This window comes from Roseovarius gaetbuli (assembly GCF_900172365.1).
In the GTDB taxonomy this organism is placed as follows: domain Bacteria; phylum Pseudomonadota; class Alphaproteobacteria; order Rhodobacterales; family Rhodobacteraceae; genus Roseovarius; species Roseovarius gaetbuli.
The window spans coordinates 1-1,024 of record NZ_FWFJ01000129.1 but is presented as its reverse complement, the minus strand read 5'-3'; the positions used below and the strand labels follow the sequence as shown (position 1 = coordinate 1,024).

1 protein-coding gene and 1 pseudogene are annotated in these 1,024 nt (G+C 53.3%); both read left to right on the top strand.

The window, feature by feature from the left end; genetic code table 11:
- Nucleotides 1-213, top strand: a 213-nt coding sequence (locus ROG8370_RS20830; RefSeq protein WP_212580145.1) for a hypothetical protein, incomplete at its 5' end; no start/stop codon positions are given.
- A 293-nt stretch (nt 214-506) separates the two neighbouring features.
- A pseudogene (locus ROG8370_RS19905) lies at nt 507-602 on the top strand (transposase domain-containing protein); the annotation flags it as partial.
- Between the last annotated feature and the right edge of the window lie 422 nt (nt 603-1,024).

Sequence of the window (1,024 nt, the reverse complement as noted above, 5' to 3'; positions counted from 1 at the left end):
TACGACCTTCAGGTTATGAGCCTGACGAGCTACCGGGCTGCTCCATCCCGCGACAGTTGGTTTAGCGTATGTATTGTGCCTTGCTGGCAACCGCAAGTCGGTTCCGTTAAAAGTGGCAAAAATATTCGAAGCGCGAACACTCTGTTTCCATTTCGGCTCTGGACGGATGCCCGCGTATTTATGCTACTGATGGGATTGGGACCGTTGATTTAATCATTCCGCTTTCGGTTTTCGCATAACAAAGCCTTTAAGAGGTCATATTATGCCTATTTTACAGCGGGATGGCGCCATGACGATTGTGGCGCACAATGACGACGATTTTCTTTTCATGAACCCCGAAATTGCGGCAGGGATCGCTGCAGGAGACGGATCGGTAATCCCCCCATTTTTAATGGGGTCCAACCGTAGAAATCACGCAGCTGTTTTCAGTTTCATAGCGGGTGTTATGCCGCCGATGCCCATGTTGGGGCGCTCATTGCTGTAAGTCCAGAGCCATTGCGTTGCCTGACCCGCAAGTATGGTTGGCTGACACGCTCGCCCGCATCCCAGACTATAAAATCAACCGCGTCGATGACCTGCTGCCGTGGAAAAACGCACCGTAAAGCGGCCAGACCGGACGCTTACCAGATATCTTGCCGAGAAAATTCTACTTGTGAACACCACTAATTTTTGGGGGGATTACCGCTTCAGGAGACGGATGGACCTCTGTTTTCGTGACGGCGGGCGATGTCGGCGGCGAGGATTGGTATTGGCAGGGGTGCGAAGAGGGTGCGAAGGCGGCTTATTCGCTGATGGCGTGGGCCGATACGGAGGCAAACCTGCCTTTCTGGATGAGGTGGCGCTTGAGGAGGGGTAGCTTTTGGAGGCCTGACAGGGCGCCCTGACGAGTGATCGCCCGTAAGCGTCCGGCCTCGCTGCTCTGACATTTCATAGAGTGTGTTGATAAGTGTCCACTATTGATAGTGGACATCTTGAGGGCGGATATGGCGGGCAAGAAGGGTCAGAAGAAGCGTTTTTGGTCGGA